The organism is Actinokineospora diospyrosa, assembly GCF_024171925.1.
In the GTDB taxonomy this organism is placed as follows: domain Bacteria; phylum Actinomycetota; class Actinomycetes; order Mycobacteriales; family Pseudonocardiaceae; genus Actinokineospora; species Actinokineospora diospyrosa.
In genome coordinates this window covers 68491-92838 of the sequence record NZ_JAMTCO010000002.1, presented here as the reverse complement: position 1 = coordinate 92838, position 24348 = coordinate 68491, and the positions used below count along the sequence as shown (strand labels likewise).

Here is a 24348-nt window from a genome sequence, read left to right as displayed (position 1 = left end):
CTCTGTGGACGGTCGGCGCCGTCAGGCCTTGGTCGCCGCGGCGACGACCTTGGGCACGATCGCCTCGAGCGCGAACGGGATGCTCAGGGTGGACGGGAACGCCATGGACAGCGCCTCGCCGACCTCCAGCGGCACGTACGCGCCGCGCTTGACCGCGGGCAGCGCCTGGAACAACCGGTCGCCCTCGACCTGCTTGCGCTCGTCGGCGGTGCGGAAGGAGAACAGCACGACGTCGGCGTCGAGCAGCTTGGTGTTCTCCTGGGCCACGACCGCGCGCCCGGTGGGGCCCGCCTGCTGGAGGCTGGTGACCGAGTCGGCGAGCTTGAGGCCGAGCTGGGAGAGGAACTGGGCGGAGGCGTCGGTAGGCAGGATGACCGTGGCGAGCTGGCCCTCGGCGTTGAGCAGGCTGAAGGTAAAGGTCTTGCCCTCCAGCGCAGCCTTGTTCTTGTCCTTGGCGCTGCTGATCCTGGTCTCCACCTCGGCGATGGCCTTGGTCGCCGCGTCGGCCTTGCCCAGCGCGGCGCCGATCCGCTTGGCCCTGGTCTGCCAGGTGTCCTCCGCGACGTCCTCCTGGTAGGACAGGGTCGGGGCGATCGCGGTGAGGTTGGCGAAGTCGTCGGCCAGCGTGTAGCTGTCGGTGGCCAGGATCAGGTCCGGGGCGAGCTCGGTGATCTTCTCGAACGGCAGGTTGTCCTCGACCTCGAGCTGCTGGGGCGCCTTGGCACCGGCGAGCTTGGCCTCGACCCAGGGCGCGAGGCCGGAGTCGAAGTTGGTCTGCGGGGTGATCGCCAGCGGGATGACGCCGAGCGAGACGGCCTCGTCGACGTCGCGCATGAAGCCGACGGTGACGACCTTGGTGGGCTGGGCCGGGAGGACGGTCTTGCCCTCGGCGCCCTCCAGGGTCAGCGGGAAGCCGCCGGGTGCCGGGGTGCCGCCGCCCGCGGCCGGGGCGTTCGTCGGGGTCGGCGTGTCGCTGGAACCGCAGGCGGCCAGGCCCAGGGTCAGCGCGCCCGCGGCCGAGCCGGTCAGGAAGAGCCTGCGGGGGAACGGGCGCGGGGTGGTGTTGACCATGGACGTGCCTTTCTGCGGTGCGTACTCGTTCATCTGTCCTCGTCCGCTCTACTGATGGCGGCTGTGCTGATAGCGGTCGTGCTTACGGCGGCCGTGCTTACGGCGGCTGTGTTGATGGCGGCTGTGTTGATGGCGTCCGCGATAAGCGGGCCGACCGAGCGGAGGGCTTGTGGGGTCATCAACGCTTCGTGGGCGAAGTCGACCGTGTGGGTGGTGAGCTGCCCGGCCAGGTAGGGCTCCCACGCGGTGGGGTCGCCTCCTGGTGTTGCGCGCACTAGGAGGGCGTTTCCGTCATAGAGGCCGGGTTTGACGCTGGTATCGACGTTGGCGACTGCGCGCATACCGTCGGCGAGGTCGCGAATCCGGTCGGCGCCTAGACCCGCGAGGAGCCCTACCTCTGCGAGGTCCGCAGCGAGTTCGGGGGTCATGGTGGCCGGGTCGATGTCGTCGACGAGGTAGCCAGCGCGCAGGAGCCATTCGTGCAGAAAGCGTGACGCCGCTGCTGGGTCTTGCTCGACCAGTTGGTCCCCACCGGGGTAGCCATCGACTAAGACGAGGCTGGCGACTCGGTCGATGCGACAGGCAATGGCGTGGGCTAAGACAGCGCCGAGAGACCAGCCGAGAAGCCGGACCGGACCTGTGGGAGCGACGGTAGCGATAAGAGCTGCGTAGTGGTCCGCGACGCTATCGACCGTGGCAGGGCCGGTGATGTCTGTGGCCTGTAGGCCATAGACCGGGATCTGCTCGTCGAGATGAGCTAGGAGACCGGTGTAAGACCAGCTCAGACCTAGGCCGGGATGCACGCAGAAAAGCGGCGGCGCGGTGCCCGTCGGCCGCAGCGGGAACAGCGGGTCGAAAGCGTGGTCTTGGTCAGTGTCGTCGAGGCTCCGCGCGAGGGCGGCAGGGGTGGGGGCGGCGAACACGGCGCGCAGGCCCGGGGTGGTCCCCAGTTCGGCCCGGATGCGGGAGACGAGGCGGGCGGCGAGCAGGGAGTGGCCACCGAGGGCGAAGAACGAGTCGTCGACACCGACCTCGGGGACGCCGAGCAGATCGGCGAAGAGTCCGCACAGGACGCGTTCGGCGCGGGTGCGGGGTGCTCGGGTGACCGTGGTGGCGTAGGTGGGCGCGGGGAGCGCGCGGCGGTCGAGCTTCCCGTTCGGCGTCGTGGGGAGGGCGTCGAGCGCGACGATGGCCGCTGGCACGAGGTGGTCGGGCAAGGTCCTGGCGAGGGTCGAGCGGAGGTGGACCGGATCGAGGTCGATGGGGGCCACGTAGCCGACCAGACGGGTGATTCCCGCGTCGGTCCTGGCGATGACGGCGGCTTGACCGACGGCGGGGTCGGCGAGCAGCGCCGCCGCCACCTCGCCGGGTTCGACGCGGTGGCCCCGGATCTTGACCTGGTCGTCGGCGCGGCCGAGGAAGTCCAGGGTGCCGCTGTCGGTCCACCGCACGAGGTCGCCGGTGCGGTAGAGCCGGGTGCCGTTGTCAGCGGCGATGAAACGGCTGGCGGTCTCGGCGGGCCGGTTGTGGTACCCGCGTGCGACACCGGCGCCTGCCATGTAGAGCTCGCCGGGGACCCCGACCGGGACCGGGCGTAAAGCGGAGTCGAGCACTAGCGCGTCGGCGCCCGTGATGGGCCTACCGATGTGTGGAGAGCCTGGCGCGACGGTGGTCCAGGTGGCGTCAACTGTGCACTCGGTGGGCCCGTAGAGGTTGAGGGCTACGCCGTCGAAGGCGAGCAGGTCGTTCCATAGGCGCGGGCTGACGGCTTCAGCGCCGGTCGCGACGATGGAGAGGCCGGTGTCGAAGAGGCCGTCCGCGATGAGGAGTTCGAGTAGCGATGGTGGTGCGTCGACGAAGTCGATGCGGTGGCGGGTGCAGTAGTCGACGATGCCGGGTGAGTCGCCCATGAGGTGATCGGGCAGGACGTGGACGGTGTGGCCCGCGAACAGCCACAGCAGGGGGTCGATGGAGCCGTCGAAGGCGAACGAGAGCAGGTTGAGCGCGCGGAACCGCTTGGGCTGGTCGATGAAGGCGGCGCGGTGGGCGGTGGCGAGGTTGGCCACTCCCCCGTGGGTGGCGACCACGCCCTTCGGTTGGCCGGTCGAGCCGGACGTGAACACGATGTAGGCGGCGGAATCCGGGCCTATAGGTCCCGGCAGGTATATCGACTCGACCTGGGGCGCGAGCGTGGCGTCGTCGATGACCGCTGTTGGGCGTGCGGCGTCGAGGGTCGCGGCGATCCTGTCAGCGGGGTATGCCGGGTCGACAGGTACGACTACCGCGCCCGCTTTCCACACCGCGAGCATCGACACGATGACGTCAACCGAGCGTGGCAGCACCACCGCGACCCGATCTTCCAAGCCAACGCCTGTGGCGACTAGGTGCGCTGCGAGGTTGGTGGACCGTGCATCCAGTTCGCGGAAGGACAGGGCTACCTCATCGCAGGCGACCGCTGGTTCGTCCGAGTCTGCGTGTTCGGCGAAGAGGTCGAGGATGGTTTGACTGGGGGGCTCGATCGCGGCAAGTGCGGCCTTGCGCGGGCGGTTGACCTGCCCTAAGAGGTCGTCTTGGGTGAGGGCGTGCAGGGTGGCTAGGACCTGATCGCCCACCAGACGAGCGTGTTCTGGCGTTAGGCGGTGTTCCAATGCCAGGTTGAGGTGCTCGCCGGGTTCGGCGGTGAGGGTGAGCGGGTAGTGGGTGGCGTCATCGGTGTCGACACCTGTGGTGCGCACAGCCTTGCCATCGCGTCGCATGGCTTGGCGGACGTCGTCGATCGCATTGTCGTCGACCGGGTAGGTCTCGACGACCACGAGGGTGTCGAACAGGTCTCCGACACCTGCTGCGGCTTGGATCTCGCCCAGGTTGAGGTGGTGGTGGTCGAGCACGGCGGCTTGGGCGCGGTGCATCCGCTGAAGCAGCTCGGCGACTGTCAGCCAGGGGCTGAGCTTGATCCGCACCGGGATGGTGTTGATGAACAGGCCGACCATGGTGTCGGCGCCGGGGAGGTCGGCGGGCCTGCCGGACACGGTCGCGCCGAAGACGACGTCATCGCGTCCGGTGAGGCTGCCTACGACGATTCCCCACGCGGCGTGCAGGACAGTGCTGACCGTGACACCAGCGCGTCGAGCCAGCGCGTTGACCGCCGGTCCCAGACTCTCGGGTTCGGCGAGTTCGAGCCTCTCGGACTTACTCGTCGGCCTACTCGTCGCTGACGGTGCGACCAGGGTCACTTCGGTGATGCCATCCAAGACGTTCGCCCACGCCGCGAGGCCCGTCGCCTTGTCGCGCTTGGACAACCAGGCCAGGAAATCCCGGTAGGGGCGAACACTGGGGAGTGGGCTGCCGCTGTAGAGAGCGAACAGGTCGCGCAGCAGCAGCGGGCCCGACCAGCCGTCGAGGAGGATGTGGTGACTGGTGATGACGAGCCGATAGGTGTTCTCACCGGTGCGGGCGAGCAGAAACCGGATCAGCGGGGGCTTGTCGAGTGCGAATGGCTCATCTTGCGGTTCAGGAGCGCCGCGTAGGTCGACCTCGGTCCACGGCACTCGGACCCGCCTCAGCACGACCTGCACCGGGCCGGTGGGGTTCTGCACGAACGCGGTCCTCAGCACCGCGTGCCGCTGCACTAGTGCCTCTGCCGCGTCCCGTAGCCGGGCAGCGTCAACAGCGCCCTCTAGTTCCACCGCAGTGCGAACCGTGTAGACATCGTCGGCTGCGTCCAGCAGAGCGTGGAAGAGAAGCCCCTCTTGCAGTGGGGCGAGCGGCAGAACCTCTTCGATGTTGGACCGGCTCACAGTTCGCCCCACATGTCCTCGAACGCGTCGAGGCTGGCCTGGTCGATGTCGACCAGGGTCATGTCAGACGGCGTGTGACCGCCCACTGCCGAATCCGACGTCAGGGCTATTAGCGCTTCCCGCCAGCGGTTGGCCAAGTCAATGACCTCTTCGCGGGTGAGGACGCCCTCGGGGTAGGACCACGTGGCTCGCAGCACCGGGCCCGCCGAGGTGTCCTCCGTCAGCGCGGTGACCTCCAGGGTGTTGGGTGCCGGTGCGGTCGGGTCAAAGATGCCCGCCATATCGGCGTACTCGCCCGACTGCGTCCACGGCTTGCCTGCGTCGGTGCCGCCATAGCGACCGAGGTAGTTGAAGGTGATCTGGGCCGGGTTGGTGTCGTGGAGGTGGCCATACCCGATGCCCCGGTTCGGGACCGCGCGCAGTGCCTCTTTGACGTGCTTAAGGGCATCGCCGGGTTCGAGCGAACCGACATCGAGGCGGACTGGGTAGACGGTGGTGAACCAACCGACCGTGCGAGATAGGTCAGCACCATCGATGACACCGTCTTCGCGGCCATGGCCCTCGAGCTCGACCAAGGTTGGCCTACCGAAGGCCATTCCCAGGGCGGTTAGCAGGACGTCGTCGATCCGAGCGAAGTAGCGGTCTGGCACATCCGTCAGGACTGCTCGCGATACGTCGACCGGTAGTTCTACCCGCACGTCTCGCACAGTGGCGAGGACATCGCGGGTGGGGTCAAGCGGTCGACTGCCCAACGCGGTGTCAGGCCCGTCGAGGGTCGCGCTCCAGAAGTCCACTTCGGACGATCGATCGACCTCGGCAAGACCCGACGCCCAGGCGCGCAACGAGGTGCCGACCGGGGTGAGTTCGGGAGTCCGCCCCTCGACGGCGGCTTGGTAGGCGTCAGCGAGATCCGGTAGCAGGATGCGCCACGAGACGCCGTCGACGGCGAAGTGGTGGATCACGATCCCGATCACCTCGGGGAACCAGACGACCTGCAGCATCACGCCGGACGAGGGGTCCAAGCGGTCGGCCGCGGCATCCAACTCCGCGCGCACATCATCGCTACCAGGCCGAACGAGTCCGTCGACTTCGCCAGCCTTCGGCACTACATAGCGCCAAGTGTCACCGGTAGAGGTAACTACCGCTCGAAGCGCGTCGTGATGTCGCACTAGAGCTTCGACGGCGGTAGCTAGCGCCGCCGGGTCGAGGTTGGCTGGTGCCTCCACCACCGCTGCCTGGGCATACCGGCGTCGCAGGCCGTCCCGCGACAAGACAGTCCGCATGACCGGGGTGAGCGGCACCTCCCCCACCGCGTCCACGGTGGGGGCCTCAATAGCCACCGGTACGCGATCCGACACTAGGCGGGCGAGATCGCCTGCGGTGCGGCTGTCGAAGACATCGCGAGGTGAGATCGCCAAGCCTGCCGCGCGTGCTTTGGCGACGAGTTGCAGCGACACGATGCTGTCGCCGCCCAGCGAGAAGAACGAGTCGTCCACACCGACACGAGGTAGACCTAACACCTCGGCGAACAACGAACACACCAACTGTTCGACCTCGGTGACCGGCGTGCGGAGGCTCGCGGTGAAGTCCGGCGCGGGCAACGCTCGACGATCGACCTTGCCCGATGGGGTCACCGGGAGCGCGTCCAGCACCTGGATCGTCGGCGGGACCATGTGCTCGGGCAGCCGCTCCCCCAACCAGCCGCGCAGCGCGTGGCCATCGAGCGCGGTCCCGGCGCTCCCCGTCCCGGTGCAGTACCCGGCGAGCTGCGTGGCCCCGCTGGGGCCGCGCACGGTGACGACGACGGCTTGGCGCACGGCGTCGTGCGCGGCCAGGGCGGCCTCGATCTCCTGGAGTTCGACCCGCATGCCGCGGATCTTGACCTGGTGGTCGACCCGGCCGAGGAATTCCAGCGTGCCCCCGGCGGTCCAGCGCGCCAGGTCGCCGGTGCGGTAGAGCCGGGCGCCGGGGGTCCACGGGTCGGCGACGAACCGCGCCGCGGTCTGGGCCGGGTCGCCCACGTAGCCGCGGCCCAGCGGCAGACCGCCGGTGTAGAGCTCGCCCTGGACGCCGACGGGCACGGGGTTGAGCGCCGCGTCGAGGACGTGCACGCGGGTGTTCGGGTTGGGGCGGCCGATGCTGATGCCGCGGCGGACCGCGTCACCCCGGTAGAACTCGTGGCTGACGCCGATGGTCGCCTCGGCAGGCCCGTACCCGTGGTACATGGTGGCGTCGAGGGCGCGGCGGAACCGGTCGAAGAGTTCCGGGGTGAGCGCCTCGCCGCCACACCACACGTGCTTGAGAGTGTCGGTGACGGCGGTGATGCCGGGTAGCTGCAACAGCATGTCCAGCATCGACGCGACCAGGTAGGTGAAGCTGACCCGGTGCTCGGTGATGAGGTCGAGCAGGTACTCCACGTCCCGTTCTGCGCCTGGCGCCGCGACCACGACAGCGCCACCGGTGACCAAGGGCAAGAAGATCTCGTTGATGGAGATGTCGAACCCGAGTGGCGCCTTGAACAAGGCGGCGTCGCCGGGACCGAATCCCAACATCTCCCGCTGCCATAGCAACCGGGCCGCGATGGCCTTGTGCAGGATCATCGCGCCCTTGGGCGTGCCGGTGGATCCCGAGGTGTAGATGACGTAGGCGAGACCATCGGGGTGCAGCGGAGCCTCGACCACTTCGGTGGTCGAGAGCAGGTCGGCGACTTGCAGTACAGGCACGTCCAGGTCCGGTAGGGCCGCCTCGGACTCGGTGATGACCGCGCGAAGGCGGGCGCTGCCGTGGATATCGGTTACCCGCTGAGCGGGCCAAGAGGGCTCCAGTGGCACGAACGCTGCACCGATGCGCTGCACGCCAAGCATGGCGGCAATCAAGTCCGGCGACCGGTCGAGGTGCAAGCCAATGATGTCCTCACGACCGATGCCCCTGTCGGTGAGGGCAGCGGCAACAGCATTGGCAGCGCTATCTAGCTCCGCGTACGTGAGTTGGGCGTCGCCGCTGATGACGGCAACCGCGTCAGGAGTCTGCGCGACCTGAGCCGCGAACAACCCGGGCACAGTGACGTCATCGACCGGGGTGGCCGTGTCGTTCCACCCGCGCACCAAGAGATCCCGCTCGGTGGCGTCGAGGACATCCAGCCGCGACAGCGGAGTCGTTGGCTCTGCCGAGGCCGTTGCCAACACACGACCGAGCCGTCGGGCCAGGGTCTCCGCGCTGGCGTGCTCGAACAGGTCGGCGTCGAACTCCAGCGACCCGTCCAACGATCCGTCAGGCAACGACGCGAAGTTGAAGGCCAAGTCGAACTTCGCCCCGCCGATGAAGGCAGCGTCATCGACGACCGGACGGGCGCTCACGCCAGGTAGGGCTGCCCCGCCGAGATCGGTAGTGCGGAAGTCCACCATCGTTTGGAAAAGCGGGTGCCGCCCGGTAGCCCTATCAGGGTTGATCGCTTCGACGACGCGGTCGAACGGCGCGTCGGCGTTGGCGAAGGCGCCCAGCGCGGTTTCCCTTACCCGGGCGAGGACATCACGCAAGGTGGGGTCGCCGGAGAGGTCTGTGCGCAAGACGATCGTGTTCACGAAGAAGCCGACAAGGTCAGTGACAGCGTCATCGCCGCGACCGGCCACTAGCGCGCCGAGCGGGATGTCATTGCCCGCGCCGAGCTTGTGTAGCAGCGCGGTGACGGCGGCGGTGACCACCATGAAGTCGGTGGCTCCAACCTCGCGGCCTATCGCGCGCAGGCCGGTGACAACGTTCGCGGGCACCGCGAAGCGCACAACACCGCCCTGGCTGCTCTCCTTGGCAACGCGCGGGTGGTCAGTCGGCAGCGGGATGGCCTCGGGCAACTCCGACAGGGTGTGCGTCCAGTAGCCGAGTTGGTCATCGAGCAGCCCGTCGAGCAGGTCGTTCTGCCAAAGCGTGTAGTCGGCGTACTGAACCGCCAGCGGCGCCCACTCCGGCTCGATCCCGACGAAGCGGGCCTCATACGCATCGGCAAGGTCACGCAAGAGCGGACCGGTCGACCACTCGTCACTAGCGATGTGATGCACCACCAGCACGAACACGTGATCTATCGCGCCGAGTCGCAGGACGGTGGCTCGAATCGGAATCTCGCGCCCCAGGTCGAACGGGTAGTCGGCCTCGGTTTGTACCTGCGCCCACAGCGCGGACTCTGTCGTATCGCGAACCGCGAACGGTGTGTCGATCTCAGAAGCTTCGAGAATCTGCTGCCGGGGCACACCGCCGTCTTCTAAGAACACCGTGCGCAGGCTCTCGTGCCGGGCAATGACATCGCGGATAGCGGCCCGTAAGGCGTCGACGTTCAGCACGCCAGCGAGCCGGACCGCGAACGGCACGTTGTAGGTGCCGGAAGGGCCGTCGAGCTTGTGCAGGAACCACAACCGCGACTGGGCGGCCGACAGCGGTACCGGCTCCGGGCGTGGGCGTGCCACAAGGGCAGGCCTGCGGGAGCGGGCAGCTTGGTCGACGAGGGTGGCGAGACCGGCGACCGTGGGAGCCTCGAACACCGCACGCACGGACAGGTCGACATCGCGTTCTGACCGGAGCCGGGCAACGAGCCGGGCGGCCAGCAGCGAGTGCCCACCGAGGTCGAAGAACGAGTCGTCCGCCCCGACCTGATCGCGGTCGAGCAACTGGGTGAACACCCGTGCCACGGCCTTCTCGGTAGGCGTGTCCGGGGCCCGACCGTCTGCTACCTCCGGTGCAGGTAGTGCCTTGCGGTTCAGCTTCCCGTTAGGCAGCAAGGGGAACTCAGGGAGAACAACCACACGGGATGGCACTAGGTGCGCTGGTAGCGCCAACGCCACCTCATCGCGCACGGCAGCGCCATCAGTGCCCGGTAGCGCGGCCACGTAACCGATGAGAACGCCGCCACGCGCGACAACTACGGCCTGCCGAACATCGGCGACAGCGCTAAGAGCTGCCTCGACCTCACCTGGTTCGACTCGGTAGCCACGGATCTTGACCTGGTCATCGACACGGCCCAGGAACTCGACGGTCCCCGACTCGGTCCACCGCACCAGATCTCCGGTGCGATAGAGCCTGCCGTCGCCAAAGGGGCTGGCGACGAACCTGGCGGCGGTCTCCCCTGCCTTGCCGTGATAGCCCCGGGCAACGCCCGGCCCACCGACATAGAGTTCACCAGGAATACCTGGCGGGACCGGGTTCAGGAAGTTGTCGAGTACATAGAGCCGCGCGTTGGCGACCGGCCCGCCGATATGTGGGGCTGTCTCGAGCTCGATCCGCGCCCATGACGCGTCTACGGTGGCCTCGGTGGGGCCGTAGAAGTTCACGCCCAGCACGTCCGCCGCCGCGATCCGATCCCACAGCCTGGGGCCAACCGCCTCGGCGCCGGTCGCGACCACCTTCGGCCGGTGGTCTCCGTCGAGCAGCCCCTCGTCCAGGAGCAACTCCAGCAGAGACGGGGGCGCGTCCACGTAGTCGATGCCTGCGGACTGGACGTACCGGGTGATCGCGCGCGGGTCCCCCATGGCCTCTTGGGCGAGGATGTGCATCTCGTGGCCGGACAACAGCCACAGCAAGGGGTCCATAGCAGCGTCGAAGGCGAACGACACCGCGTTCAACACACGCAGCCGCTCTTGTGGCATCACCGTCTGGCGGTGTGACCAAGCGAGGTTGACCAACCCGCGGTGGGTAGCAACAACACCCTTGGGTCGGCCGGTGGAGCCGGAGGTGTGGATGAGGTACGCGGCCGAGTCCGGGCTCACGGCTCCGGCAGGGCTACCGGTACCAGTCCAGCTAGCCGGGTCCTCCAACACTACGGTCCTGCCGGGCACAGAAGCGCCCACGACCACTACGGGGTTCGCGTCGTCCAACACAAGGGCGATGCGGTCAGCCGGGTAAGTGGGGTCCACCGGCACGACAACGCCGCCGGCCTTCCACACAGCCAGCATCGCGACCACAACGCTCTTTGAGCGAGGTAGCACTACCGCGACCCGGTCCTCCGGGCCGACACCAAGCGACACCAGGTGCGCGGCGAGCCTGCCGGACAGGTCGTCCAACTCCCGGAACGTCGCCGTCCCGCCCCCCACCACGGCAGGCGAGTCCGGTGTGGCCGCCACCTGCTCGGCGAACAGGTCCAGCGCGGTGTGCTCGGAGCCGTGGGCTGCCTGGACAGCCCTGTCGTTCCACGCCGCCACCACGAGGTGGCGTTCCTGGTCGTCGAGCACGCTCACCTGTGACAACCGCAGGTCCGGGGTCGTGGCCATCGCCTCGACAACGCGTCGCAGCCGGACCAGGAGGCTCTCGACGGTGGCCCGGTCGAACAGGTCCTCGGCGAACTCCGCCGACACGAGCAGCTCGCCGCCGGAACCGGTGGTGACACCGAAGGCGAGGTCGAACTTCGGGGCGGCGGGCGCGCCAGGGTCCACCACGGTCGTGGCGAGTCCCGGTAGGCCGGTCGCGGCGCCGTCGGGTTTCCAGTAGTCGACCAAGGTCTGGAACAGCGGGTGGCGGCCCGGCTCGCGGCCCGGGTTCACCACCTCGACGACCTGTTCGAACGGCACGTCGGCGTTGGCGTAAGCGGCCAACGCGACCGCGCGGACCCGGACGAGCAGCTCTCGCGGTGTCGGGTCGCCGGACAGGTCGACGCGCAGCACCACGGTGTTGACGAAGAAGCCGACCAGGTCGGTGACGGCCTGCTCACCGCGCCCGGCGACCAACGCGCCCAGCGGGATGTCCGCACCGGCGCCCAGCTTGTGCAGGAGCGCGGCGACCGCGGCGTGGGCGGCCATGAGTTCGCTGGCGCCGGTGTCGGCCAGCACCGAGCGCAACCGGGCCACGGTCTCGGCCGGGATCGCGGCCCGGACTCTTCCAGCGCCCGCGATAGGGCTGCCTGGTCTCGGGCGGTCTACCGGCAGCGCGATGGCGTCAGGTGCGCCATCAAGCGCACGACTCCAATGCGCTAACTGCTCGCCAGCGACGCTCTCGAGAACCTTCTGCTGCCAGAGCGCGTAGTCCGCGTATTGGACCGGTAGCGCCGTCCAGGCAGGTTCCATGCCTACAGACCTGGCCGCGTAGGCGGTAGCGAGGTCGCGCAGCAACGGCCCGGTGGACCACTCATCAGCGGCGCTGTGGTGAATCGACAGCAGCAGCACATGCTCGCTGCTGCTAACGCGGAACACAGCCACCCGGATCGGGATGTCCCTATCGAGCTGGAAAGGCTCAGCGGCAGCCTTAGCCAAGCCCTTCCCGGGGTCGGTGGTGTCGACAACCGTGAACGGCACCGTTACCGCGTCGAGCACACGCTGGTACGGGACGCCGTCATGCTCCTCTAGGACCGTGCGCAGGCTCTCGTGCCGGGCCACGACGTCGTTGAACGCGAGACGTAGTGCATCGAGGTCGAGCGGGCCAGTCAGCCGAGACGCGAATGGCATCGTGTAGGCCGCTGACGGACCGTTGAGCTTGTCGTGGAACCACAGGCGTGCCTGCGCTGCCGACAGCGGGATCCGCTCTGGACGAGTCTCGGCTCTTAGAGCGGGACGACTGGGTCCTCCGGTGAGGCTGTCGAGGTGCGCGGCGAGCCCCGCGACAGTGGGGGTGTCGAAGACGGCACGGATCGACAGCGGGCCGTCGACCTCGGCGCGTAGCCGGGCGACCAGCCGGGCCGCGAGCAGCGAGTGCCCGCCCAACGCGAAGAAAGAGTCGTCCACCCCGATCCGCCGGGCATCGAGCAGTTCGGTGAACAGCCCGTGGACCAGGCGTTCGGTGTCGGTCGAGGGCTGCCGGACCGACTGCCCCGCGAAGTCGGGGGCGGGCAGCGCGCGGCGGTCCAGTTTGCCGTTGGGCTGCTGCGGCAGGGCCCCCAGCGGCACGATCGCGGCAGGCACCAAGTAGTCGGGCAACAGTCGGACGAGGTCGGCGCGCGCCTGCTCCGCGGACGCCGTGCCGGTCAGGTAGGCGACGAGCCTGCCGTCGCGGGCCACCACAGCGGCCTGCGTGACACCGGGGAGTCCGCTCAGGACGGATTCGACCTCGCCCGGCTCGACCCGGTAGCCCCGGATCTTGACCTGGTCGTCGACCCGGCCCAGGAACTCCACGGTCCCGGACTCCGTCCACCGCACCAGGTCCCCGGTCCGGTAGAGCCGCCCCGCACCGAACGGGTTGGCGACGAACCGAACCGCTGTCTCCCCCGGTCGCCCCAGATACCCGCGTGCTAGCCCGGCACCAGCGATGTAGAGCTCGCCCGGTACGCCTACCGGGACCAGTCTCAAGGCCGAGTCGAGGACGTAAGAGTGGCTATTGGCCACGGGGCGCCCGATGTGCGGATCGCCAGCGTCGACCAGTGTCCACAGCGCGTCAACCGTGCACTCGGTCGGCCCATAGAGGTTCAGCGCGGTCACATCAGCTTCGGCCAACTGATCCCACAACCGGGTGCCGACCGCTTCCGCGCCGGTGGCGACCACGCTAAGCGGCCCGTCGAGCAGCCCGGCGGGGATGAGCAGATCCATCAGGGACGGCGGCGCGTCGATGAAGTCGATCGCGTGGGCCCGGGTGTGGTCGACGATTCCCCTCGGGTCGCCGATCAGCTCGTCGGGCAGGATGTGCAGCTCGTGGCCGGCGAACAACCACAGCAGCGGGTCCACCGAGCCGTCAAAGGCGAAGGAGAGCACGTTGAGCGCCCGCACAGGCCGTCCCAACCGCTCGGCCGCCGGGTCGATGAAAGCCCTCCGGTGGGCGGCAGTCAGGTTCACCACGCCCCGGTGGGTCGCGACGACCCCCTTGGGCCTACCGGTGGAACCTGACGTGAAGACGATGTAGGCAGCCGAATCAGGTCCGACAGGTCCTTGTGGTTGTCCTTGTCCCGTCCACGTCGTGGACTCGTCGGCGAACACCGTGGGACAGGTAAATCTACCCAGTGCCCGGTGGGTGACTACAGCTACCGGGCTGGCTTCGGCCAGCACAGATGCCACCCGTTCTGCCGGGTAGTTCGGGTCGAGCGGGACGGTGACACCGCCTGCCTTCCACACGGCCAGCATCGCGACGATCACGTCGGTTGAACGCGGCAGCAGCAGACCGACCGGTGTCTCTTGCCCGACACCGAGCGACACCAGGTGCGCGGCAAGTCGATCTGACCGCTCGCCAAGGTTGGCGAAGGTAAGCGAAGAGTCCCCGCACACCACGGCGACCGCGTTAGGCGCTTGCTCGGCGATGAGGTCCGGCACAGTGACAGGCCGCACCGGCAGGTCTGTGTCGTTCCAGCGCAGCACCCGGTCCCGTTCGACCGCGCCGAGAACGTCCACCCGGGACAGGGCGGTGCCCGGATCGTCGGCGAACGCGCCCAGCACCGCGAGCACCCGGCTGAGGACCTGGGCGACGGCACCGCGCTCGAAGACGTCCGTGCGGTACTCGAGCTTGATCCGCAGCAGGTCGCCGTCGGGCATCAGCATGAGCGTCAGCGGGTAGTGCGTGTACCCGCGCGACCAGCCGACCTGGGCCGAGAGACCGCCCGCGCGGGTGGGGTCGAGCAGGTCGGCGGTGTCGAGCGGGAAGGTTTCGAAGACCATCAGCGTGTCGAACAGCCTGCCGGTGACCGGGGTCAGCGCCTGGATGTCGCTCAGCCCGACGTGCTCGTGGTCGAGGACGCCGGTGCGGGCGTCCTGCAGCCGGGCCAGCAGGGTCGCCACGGGGTCCGCCGGGGACCAGGCGACCCGGACCGGGACGGTGTTGATGAACAGGCCGACCATGGACTCCACGCCCGCCAACTCCGGTGGGCGGCCGGACACGGCCAGGCCGAACACGACGTCGTCGCGGCCGGTCAGCGCGCCGAGCACGACTCCCCAGGCGGCGGCGAGCACGGTGTTGAGCGTGACCCCGTGCCCGCGCGCGACCTGGGTCAGGCGCGCGGTCAGGTCCGCGGGAACGAGGTCGACGACCTCGGCGGGCAAGACGGAGGCGTCACGCAGGTCCGCGCTCGCGAGCAGGGTCGGTTCATCGACGCCAGCGAAAGCGTTTGCCCAGGCGGTAAGAGAGGCATCGTGGTCCCGGCGGGTCAACCAAGCCAAGAAGTCGCGGTAGGGGCGCGGCGGGACGGTCAGCGTGCGGTTCTCGTAAAGGGCGAACAGGTCGCGGACCACCAACGGTGTTGACCAGCCGTCGAGAACGAGGTGGTGGTTGGTCACTACGAGCCGGTGGTCGTCTTCACCTAGCCGGACCAGCGTTAGCCGTACCAGCGGCGGACACGTGAGGTCGAAGCGTGCTCGCCGGTCGGATTCGAGGAACTCGTCAAACTCCACAGTGGTCATGTCGAGCACGACCAGGCTGGGAGTCACTTCAGCTAAGACAACCTGTGCGGGGATGCTGGACTCGTCACTGAACGCCGTCCGCAGCACCGGGTGCCGAGCAACCAACGCGGTGGCAGCGGCACGAAGCCGGTCGACGTCTACCGGGCCATCGAGGTCGACAACCAGTTGGACGGAGTAGAAGTCGACCGCGTCGGCGTCGTAGTTGGCGTGGAACAGCAGGCCCTGCTGAAGTGGCGACAACGGCAAGACATCGCTTAGTCCTGGGAAGCGCGCTTCCCACAGCTCGACATCGGCCTGGGTCGCGCGAACCAGGGGCAGATCGGATGGCGTGCGTCCACCCAGGCCCTTGTACCCGGCAAGGGCAGTCAGCTCTGCCGCCCACAGGTCGGCCAGCCGAGTGATCTCGTCCTCGACAAACAGGCTCGCCGGGTAGCGCAGCTGGATCTCCAGGCCAGCACCGTCGGGTACCACCGCGTTGACCACAAGAGCCGCTGCCGCGGGCAGGCCGGGGTCGGCCGCGGGGGCGACGCCACCAAAGCCGATCTGGGCGAAGCCGAGCGGATCGTCGTTAGGCGGCGCCACACGGCCCATGTAGTTGAACAGGATCTGCGGCTCGGGGAACGCGTCGAGTCCGGAGTCGGTGAAGTGCCGCAGCAGCCCGTACCCGACCCCACGGTCAGGCAGGTCCGCGAGGTGTTGCTTTACGCGCTTCACGGTCGCGGCAGGGTCACCGGTGGCGTCTAAGCGAACCGGGTACTGCGTGGTGAACCAGCCAACGGTGCGGGACAGGTCGGCACCGTCAACGATGTGCTGTTCGCGGCCGTGGGCCTCGACGGTGATCAAGGTCGTTGGTTCGCCGGTGCCGCGCCAGGTGGCTACCGCACGCCCGAACGCGGCCATCAGGATTTCGCTGGGCCCGGTGTGGAACGCGGCGGGGACCACGGTGAGCAGCGCTTCGGTGACCTCGGCCGGGAGCGCGGCGGTGACTTGGCGGACGGTCTCGCGGGTGTCGCGGACGAGGTCGAGCCTGCCCGCGCCGAGGACCGGGTCCGGGCTGGCCACGATGTCCCGCCACAGCGGCAGTTCGGCGATTCGCGCCGCAGCGACGGCCGGGAGGCGCTCGGCCCAGGCGCGGAACGAGGTGAGCACCGGCGGCAGCGGTTCGCCGCGCAGTGCGGAGGCAAGGTCCTCGGCGAGGATCTGGCAGGAGTAGCCGTCGGTCGCCACGTGGTGGCAGGTCAGCAGTGCGAACCCGGGGTCGAACCAGGTCAGCTGGGCGAGCACGCCGCCTGCGCGGTCGAGCCGGGCGACGGCGGCGGTGTGTTCGCGGCGCAGCAGGTCGGGGTCGTCGGTCCGCTCGACCCGGTGGACCAGCGGCTCGGCGTCGACCGAACCGACCGAGGCGACGGTGAGCTCGTGCTCGTCGCCGAGGACGGACTTGGCCCGCAGCAGGTCGTGGTGCTCGAGCAGCACCCGTAGCGCCCCGACCACGGTGGACCGGGTGGCACCCGCGGGCACTGGGACCAGGACGGCTTGCGAGAAGCGGGCGAACGGCCCGCCCCTGGCCAGGAACGTGCGCATGATCGGCGTCGGGGTGACCCGCCCGGTCCCGTCCGCCTCGATCAGCCGCTCGGGGACAGCCGCAGCACCGTTGACCACAGCACCGTTGACCACAGCAGCGTCGACCGCGGCGGCGAGCTCAGCGACCGTGCGCAACTCGAAGACCTGCCGGGGAGAGAGCACGACCCCGGCTGCGCGGGCGCGGCCGACGAGCTGGATCGAGATGATGCTGTCGCCGCCGAGCTCGAAGAACGACTGGTCGACGCCGACGGTGTCGCGGCCGAGGACCTGCGCGAACAGGTCAGCGAGCAGCCGTTCTGTATCGGTGGAGGCCGCCCGGCCGGTGTTGGCACCGAAGTCCAATGGCGGCAACGCGCGACGGTCGAGCTTGCCGTTGCCAGTCAGCGGAAGCGCGTCGAGGACGACGAACCCGGCGGGCAACATGTGCTCCGGTAGCCGTGCCCGCAAGTGTTCGCGGATCGCGGGGATATCGGCCGAACCCACTAAGTAGGCCGCCAGGTGTGTTCCAGACGGCCCGTCAGCGCGGGCGACAACAGCACAGTGGGTCACGCCTGGCGCGGTGGCGAGAGCAGCCTCGACCTCACCGACCTCGATGCGGAAACCGCGAATCTTGACCTGGTCGTCAGCCCGCCCCAGGTACTCCAGCTCGCCGGACTCGGTCCAGCGGGCAAGGTCACCGCTGCGGTAGAGCCTGCTTCCCGGTTCACCGAACGGGTTGGCGACGAAGCGGGACGCGGTAAGCCCATGGCGGCCCAGGTAGCCCCGGGCAAGTTGTCCGCCTCCGACATACATCTCGCCCGGCACGCCTACCGGCACTGGTGCGAGGGAACTGTCGAGGACGTGAACAGTCAGGCCCGGCAAACCCAGGCCGATGACGCTGCCTGTCGCCGTTGAGTCCAACTCTCGGAAGGTGACGTGCACGGTGGTTTCGGTGATGCCGTACATGTTGACCAGCCGCGGGCCCGGGGTGAGCCGGGTCGGGTCCAATGCCTCTCCGCCGAAGATGACCACGCGCAGGTCGGGCAGCCCCACCGTGTTCAGTTGGTAGTAGGCGGAAGGGGTCTGGTTCAGCACGGTGACCCGCTGCTCGGCGAGCAGCGCCCGGAAGTCCTCCGGCGAGCGGCTGGTCTCGTGCGGGACGACGACGAGCCTGCCACCGGTGACCAGCGGCCCCCACATCTCCCACACGGAGAAGTCGAAGGCGAACGAGTGGAACAGCGTCCACACGTCGTCGGGGCCGAACCCGAACGACGGCTGCGCGGCGGTCAACAGGGTGACGACGTCCCGGTGGGTGACCACGACTCCCTTGGGGGTGCCGGTGGAGCCGGACGTGTAGATCACGTAGGCGACGTTGTCCTGGTCTGCACTGCCCTGGTCCGCACTGCCCTGATTGGCACTGCCCTGATTGGCACTGCTGCGGTGGGTGGGGATGGGGACGTCGTCGTCCAGGGCGGTGATGACGGCGACCGGGGCCGCGTCGTCGAGGGTCGCGCGGATGCGGTCGGCTGGGTAGCCCGGATCGATCGGCAGGTACCCCGCACCCGCCTTGACCACGGCCAGCGCCGCGATGACGAGGTCGGCCGAACGGGGCAGGACGAGGGCGACGAGGTCTTCGGGGCCGACCGGCAACCGCGCGGCGAGCGCTTCGGCCTTGGCGTCGAGTTCGGCGTAGGTGAGCGTGTCACCCTGGAACTCGACGGCGGGCGCGTCCGGTGTGCGGGCCACCTGGGCGGCGAAGAGTTCGGCCAAGGTGGCCCCGGGTGTTGGCACTGCCGGGATCGCCGGGGGCAGGTCGACGGCCACCCTGCCCAGCACGGCCACCAAGGCGCGCGGGTAGGTGACGATCTCCGCGAGCAGGTCCCGCAACCGGCCCAGCAGGCCCTCGGGATCGGTGACCAGGTCCGGTCGGTACTTGAGGGTGAACTCCAGGGTGTCGCCGCGCGGCATCACCATGAGCGTCACCGGGTAGTGCGTGGCGATGGGGCGCCCGGTCGAGGTGACCCGCAGCCCGGTCGAGGCGACGGCGGCATCGATGGCACCGGTGTCGAACGGGAACGACTCGAACACGACCAGGCTGTCGAACAGCTCGCCCACGCCGGAGCCGATCGCGCGCTGGACGTCGGCGAGGCCGACGTGCTGGTGGTCGAGTAGCTCTGCCTGCTCGTCTTGGAGCCGGGCCATCAGGTCGGTGACGGTCTCCCCCGGGTTCAGCCGCAGCCGCACCGGGATCGTGTTGATGAACAGGCCGACCATCGACTCGACGCCCGGTAGGTCGGCAGGCCTACCGGCCACGGTAGCGCCGAAGATGACGTCATCGCGGCCGGTCAACCTGCTGGTGAGGATGCCCCACGCTGCTTGGACGACCGTGTTGGTCGTGACCCCTTGGGCTCGGGCGAACGTGGTGAGCCCGGGGATGTCGAGCACCACTTCGCGGGGGAGGACCGCAGGGGCACTAACGGCGGCAGGCACGAGCAAGGTCGCTGAGTCGACATCGCCGAGAGCGTTCTTCCACGCGGCCGTTGACGCTGCCTTGTCGCGGTTGGCCAACCACGCCAGGTGATCCCGGAAGGGCCGCGCCGCAGGTAGGTGCTCCCCCGCGTAGAGGGCGAAGAGGTCACGCATGAGCAGCGGCGTCGACCAGCCGTCCATCACTAGGTGGTGGTTGGTCAACACGAGCCGGTGCCGCTCAGGGCCGAGCCCCAGCAGCATCGCGCGGATCAGCGGTGGCTGGTCGAGGTCAAACCGGGTGGCGCGGTCGGCGGCGAGCAACTCCGCGGCCCGCTCCTCGGTGGCCGACTCCTCGATCCACGGCACCTCGACCTGGGCCAGCACCACCTGGACGGGGTCGCCGACATCGCGCACGAACGCGCTGCGCAACGCCGAGTGCCGGGCGGTCAGACCGTTGACCGCGGCCCGCAGCCGCGCCGGGTCCAGCGGGCCCGCCAGGTCCAGCACCAACTGGGCGAGGTAGACGTCCTGCCCCGATTCGTCCAAAGTGGAGTGGAACAGCATCCCCGACTGCAGCGGGGACAGCGGGAGGATGTCCTCGATCGCGCTCACGAACGCTTCCACCTCGCCTCGAGGGCGTCGAGCTGCCCCTGGTTCAATGACACCAACCCGACATCCGACGGGGTGCGGCCGCCCGCGCCCGGCCCCTTGGCGTGGCTGACCAAAGCCTTGAGCGCGTCGATCCACCGCTGCGCCAGCGCGGCCACGCGCTCGGCGGTGAAGACCTGCTCGGCATACATCCAGTGCGCGGTAAGAGTGGGGCCGTCCTCGGCAACGGCGTTGACGACGAGTCCGGCGGGTAGCGCCATGTCCTCGGCATAAGCGGCACCGATTCCGCCTGCGGCTGGAGTCCAGTCCTTGTCAGAAGACTCGAAGCGGCCCAGGTAGTTGAAGCCCAACTGCGGATGCACGTCCAAGTCCGGGTGGAGGTGGCGCAGCATGCCGTAACCGATGCCGTGGTCGGGTAGCGAGCGTAGGTGTTCCTTGACCCTCTTGACCGCCGCACCCGCAGCAGCGCCACCGGCAAGAGCCTGCGCGACGTCGATGCCGGTGAGGTCGAGGCGGGCGGGGTGCTGGCTGGTGAACCACCCCAGGGTGCGGGACAGGTCAGAGCCCGGCACAGCCTGCTCCTCGCGACCGTGGCCCTCACGCAGTACCAGCGTTGTGCGCTCTCCAGACCAGTCCGCGACAGCCAACCCGAACGCGGCCAGCAGTACGTCATCGACCCCAGCGAAGAACGCGGCGGGCACCTCGGTCAGCACTGCCTCTGTCGAGGCAGCGTCAAGAGTCACGGTGTGGGTACGCACGGTGGACCAGGTGTCTGTAGCGGGATCCGGCAGCCGCGACCCAAGCACCGCGTTCGGCCCGCTAAGCACTGTCTGCCATAGAGGTATCTCGCCCGACCGCGCAGCAGCACCCTCGACCAGGCCACGCGACCACGTGCGGAACGACGTGCGGACCGCTGGCAGTTGACCGGACCGCCACGCGGCACCTAGGTCTTCGGCCAAGAGTCGAAGCGACACCCCATCGACGACCAAGTGGTGCGCGACGATCAGCACTCGGCGCGGGAACCACACCACGCGCAGCACAACACCGTCGACAAGAGACAGTTCGGCTGCCGCGCGCTCCAACTCTTCGGCGAGCTCGCCGGTCGCCGGTCGCACTACCGAGGCGGCGGTAACCTCACCGACCGGCCGGAAGCGCAGGTCCGGATCGGTTACCGCGCGCAGGGAGTCATGCCGGTCTAGCAGCAGCTGCACAGCCCGCTCTAGACGCGGCTGATCCAGCTCGGGACCGTCCAGCACCAACCACATGCGGTGCCGGTCACCGATCGGGCCGCGGTCGCGGAAAGTCCGCATGATCGGCGTCAGCTCCACCAGCCCAACACCGTCGTCAACGACAACCGGTGCCTGCTCAGCCTGTTCGACCTCGGCGGCGGCCGCGAGTTTGGCGACGGTCCGGTGCGCGAAGACGTCCCGCGGGGTGATCCGCAACCCTGCCTGCCGCGCCCGCCGCACCAACCGGATCGACACGATGCTGTCGCCGCCGAGCTCGAAGAACGAGTCGTCGACGCCGACCGCGTCGTGCCCGAGCACCTCGGCGAACAGGTCGGTCAGCGTCCGCTCGACGTCGTTGGCGGGCGGACGTGCCCCGGCCGAGGCGACCACCGGTGCGGGCAGCGCGCGCCGGTCGACCTTGCCCGACGGCGACAGGGGCAGCGCGTCGAGCACCGTGATCGTGGCCGGGACCATGTGTTCGGGCAGCTCAGCGGCGACGAACTCGCGCACGGCGGCGGGATCGGCCGACCCAACGACGTACCCGGCGAGACTGCGCTCGCGCACGGTGACCACGGCCTGGTCGACGCCGGGGTGCCGCAGCAACGCGGCCTCGACCTCGCCGAGTTCGACCCGGAAACCGCGGATCTTGACCTGGTCGTCAACGCGGCCGAGGAACTGCAGCGCCCCGGACGCCAAGCGGCGCACGCGGTCACCGGTCCGGTAGAGGCGGGATCCTGGAGCGCCCCACGGGTCGGCCACGAACCTGGCGGCCGTCAACCCGGGCCGCCCCAGGTACCCGCGCGCGACCTGGACGCCGCCGACGTACAGCTCGCCCACGACGCCCACCGGCAGCGGCCGCAGCCGGGCGTCGAGCACGACGCAGGTCGTGTTCTCCACCGGCGACCCGATCGGCACCGCGCCGTCGGCGACCGGGGCGGTCACCTCGTGCAGCAGGCACCCCACGGTCGTCTCGGTCGGGCCGTACTCATTGATCACGTCCAGCTCGGCTGGCGCGGTCCAGCCACCCAGCGCGGCGCCGTGCAGCGCCTCACCGGCGATCACCAGGGTGCCGTGGTCGGCGAGCCGCACCGACGCCAGCAGCGGCAGGTGGCTGGGGGTGATCTTGAGGAAGGTGGCGGTGCCGACGGCCTCGGCGATGGCGTCCGGGGAGTCCGCGCACAGCTCAACCGCGCCGCCTGCGACCAGGGTGCCCAGCAGCGGGGTCACGGTGAAGTCGAAGGAGATCGACGAGTGCAGCAGGGTGTGCCCGGTCAGGCCCTTGAACCGGCGCAGCGACCACGCCAGGTGGTTGCTTAGCGCGCGGTGCGACACGACGACGCCCTTAGGGACGCCGGTCGAGCCAGAGGTGTAGATGACATAGGCGGCGTGGTCCGGGTCTAACGGTGTCACGCGGTCGGCATCCCCGATGGGCGCGGCAGACTCGCCGGACAGATCGAGGGAGTCGAGCAGGACCCGGTCTACGCCGGGAATCGGTGGCAACGCGTCGGCGACGGTCAGCACGAGCCCGGGTGCGGAGTCGGTGAGCATCAACCGAACCCGGTCAGCCGGGTACTCGGGGTCGACCGGCACGTAGGCCGCGCCCGCCTTGGCCACCGCGAGGACGGCGACGACCATCGCCACCGAGCGCGGGATCGACAGGGCGACGGTGTTCTCCGGACCGACTCCGCGCGCGATCAGCGCCCGGGCAAGCCGGTTCGACCGCTCGTCGAGGTCGCGGTAGGTGATCCGCTCACCACCCGCCAGCACCGCGGGCGCGTCCGGGGTCCGGGCGGCTTGGGCGCTGAACCAGTCCGGCAGCGAGGTAACCGTCGGCGCGACTGCGGTGTCGTTCCAGTCGGGCTCGGTGCCGTCGTGCAGGTCGAGGTCGCCGACCGGGGAGTCCGGTGTGGACAGTGCGCCGTCGAGCAGCCGGTCGAGGTGCGCCAGCAGGCCCGCGACCAGCTCGACCGCACCCGCGGCGGCGGGGTGGTTGGCCTCGACGGTCAGGTCGTCGCCGTCGGTCTCGACCGCGAGGGTCAGGTCGAAGCGGGCGTCATCACCGGGGACATGCCTACGGGTGGCGCGCAGCCCAACGGCGCGGAAGGGCTCTAGCACCGGGGTGCGCAGCGACAACACGACGTTGAAGAGGCTGGCGCCGCCGCGAGTTCGATCTGGGTCGACCGCGCGGGCAACGTCATCGAGGTCGGCGTCTTGATGCGCGTAGCCGGCAAGGCAGACCTGCCGGGCTTGCGCGACTAAGGCGGTGAACGTGTCGGCAGGGTCAACTCGCATGCGCAAGGCGATAGTGTTGCCGAGGTAGCCGATGACGGCGTCGCCGCCGTCGATGTCGCGGTTGACCACGGGTGCGCCGATGAGCAGGTCGTCGGCGCCGGTGTAGCGGTGCAGCAGCGCGGAGGTCGCAGCGAGCAGCACCATGAACGAGGAGGCACCTTCGCGGCGCGCGAACTCACGGACCCGCCCAGCAGCACCCGGGATCAGCGGACGCGCTTGGTCGTGCCCACCCGCGCTGGGGCCAGCAGCGCTAAGCACGGGGAGCTCGACCAGGTCCGGTAGCGGGGACAGCGCCTGGCGCCAGTGATCGACCGCACCGGGCATCGCTGTCGGGGCGATCTCGGCGAACTGGCGGGCGGGCGGCAGGGTCGCACCCCGGTAGGCGGCCACCAGCTCACCGAAGAACACCGCGGACGTGCCGTCGTCCCAAGCGATGTGGTGCGCGACAACGACCAGGGTCAGCGCGTCGGGACCGGTCGCGATCGTGCGGACCCGCAGCGGGGAATCCACCGCCAAGTCGAACGCCTTGGCCGACAAGGACCGGCACAGCTCGCCGACCCGCTCCGGGTCACGCGCGTCGTGGTGGTCCACTGCGGGCGGCAGGTCGGCGTGCACGACCTGGCTGAGGTCGCCCTCGGTGCCCATGCGGTAGGTGGTGCGCAGGATGTCGTGCCGGGCCACCACGTCCCGCACGGCGGTGTGCAGCCGCTGGTGGTCGAGCGGGCCGACCAGGTCCAGCGCGATGCGGATGTTGTAGCCGACCGAGGTGGGGTCCAACTGCTGCAGCGACCACATCCGCCGCTGCCCGGGCGAGAGCGGGTGCTCGGCGCCCGCTCGGCCCGCGACCGCGGTGGGCGCCTCGGCGAGGCCCCGTTCGGCCAGCCGCCTGCGCAGCAGGTCACGGCGCAATGCAGCGCGGTCGGGACTGGGGGTGTCGGTGCCCACGGCCGGGTGCCTCTCGTGGTCGGAACTCTGGCTGGTCCGCGCTGTCCCGGGCGGGTCGGCAAGCAGGCGGCAGGTCGGCGGGCGGCTCTG

General features: G+C 69.4%; 4 protein-coding genes. All 4 read right to left on the bottom strand.

From position 1 onward, the window contains the following. Positions 1-21 precede the first annotated feature (21 nt). From LV75_RS02985 to LV75_RS02970, 4 genes are read right to left on the bottom strand one after another with little or no spacing between them, the layout of a single operon-like run. Positions 22-1104 carry an ABC transporter substrate-binding protein gene (locus LV75_RS02985; RefSeq protein WP_253885064.1) on the bottom strand — a complete coding sequence of 361 codons (1083 nt, stop codon included), beginning with the start codon at positions 1102-1104 and terminating at the stop codon, positions 22-24. Continuing rightward, on the bottom strand, positions 1101-4868 hold the full coding sequence (locus LV75_RS02980; protein ID WP_253885063.1) for a non-ribosomal peptide synthetase: 3768 nt from the start codon (positions 4866-4868) through the stop codon (positions 1101-1103). The genes LV75_RS02985 and LV75_RS02980 overlap by 4 nt, the downstream gene beginning before the upstream one ends. Then, a complete protein-coding gene (locus LV75_RS02975; RefSeq protein ID WP_253885062.1) occupies positions 4865-19795 on the bottom strand; it encodes a non-ribosomal peptide synthetase in 14931 nt (4976 codons plus the stop codon). Before LV75_RS02975 ends, LV75_RS02980 begins: the two co-directional genes overlap by 4 nt. After that, positions 19792-24258 carry a non-ribosomal peptide synthetase gene (locus LV75_RS02970; protein WP_253885061.1) on the bottom strand — a complete coding sequence of 1489 codons (4467 nt, stop codon included), beginning with the start codon at positions 24256-24258 and terminating at the stop codon, positions 19792-19794. The genes LV75_RS02975 and LV75_RS02970 overlap by 4 nt, the downstream gene beginning before the upstream one ends. Positions 24259-24348: the final 90 nt, after the last annotated feature.